Raw genomic sequence first — 934 nt, 5'->3', positions numbered from 1 at the left:
AATGGCCGGACCAATAGTAAACGATGATGCGTACTCGATAACCTCAGGAGAAAACAAACAACTGGGCTACGTCTTTTCTATTTTTGGCAACAAGTTTGATCTCTCGGGATCGCCAAAGAATGATCAAGATGAAGATGGTGATCCACTTGAGATCGTGTCTGTTGAGGGACAAAGCTTAAATGACGGAGAGGTAACGGTAACCGGGTCAAATGGAGGGGAGTTCCGAATATTCTCTGATGGATCGATATTTCTTTATGCTACAACCGGTTTTGAATATCTCGCAGCGGGTGAAACAGCAAATATGATTGTCACTTACACTGTATCAGACGGCACAAGTTCTTCAGTCGCATCAGTAATTGTAACTGTAACCGTTGTAGATGGCGACTCGATTCTTGCCCAAGACGATGTATTTTCTACCGAAGAAAGCACTATTCTCGCAGGGGTAAATGTTACATCGAACGATGAATTGTATGCAGACTTTGCTGAAATAGTGGCCATTAATGGAATTGGATCTAACGTTGGTGCTGAAGTTCGAGGGTCTAACGGAGGTTTGTTTACTATAGTTTGCAGGCGCTGAGCATTATCGTTTACTTATGCAAAGTCATGAGCTTTCAATTCGCGAAGCATTGTTGACAGCCAAGCTCGATATGAGCGCGAACTTAAGTTTGCCCGTTATCAATACATCTAGTCTCCCCGATGGTTGGTTAACTGAACAAAGCTCTACCGCGCAGCGTCTATTTGAGCTTGCGATTGATAACTTAAATAGCGAGTTGTCGATTGCTGATCAGCGCTTAGATCAGCTGAAGCAGCAAGCCAAGGGCTTGCATCGCGAACGTCTCGCGAAAGTATCTCAGTTAGAATTTATGGAGGAGGAAATTCAATCATAGAAAGGCATGGTTGAGAAAAAGCTCGCCAACAAACTCAGATTTTTATA

2 protein-coding genes are annotated in these 934 nt (G+C 43.4%); both read left to right on the top strand.

What is annotated here, in order from left to right:
* Window positions 1-577, top strand: a 577-nt coding sequence (locus A3739_RS30135; RefSeq protein ID WP_068501512.1) for an Ig-like domain-containing protein, incomplete at its 5' end; no start/stop codon positions are given.
* 16 nt (window positions 578-593) lie between these two features.
* On the top strand, window positions 594-887 hold the full coding sequence (locus A3739_RS19515) for a hypothetical protein (RefSeq protein ID WP_068501515.1): 294 nt from the start codon (window positions 594-596) through the stop codon (window positions 885-887).
* Window positions 888-934 lie beyond the last annotated feature (47 nt).

This window comes from Oleiphilus sp. HI0067 (assembly GCF_001635735.1).
Note: the sequence above shows the minus strand (reverse complement) of the source record. Positions and strands in the feature narration are given on the sequence as shown.

Excerpts from the sequence above, each read along its gene's own strand:
- A3739_RS19515 (WP_068501515.1), top strand. The coding sequence starts at position 594 with ATGCAAAGTCATGAGCTTTCAATTCGCGAAGCATTGTTGACAGCCAAG.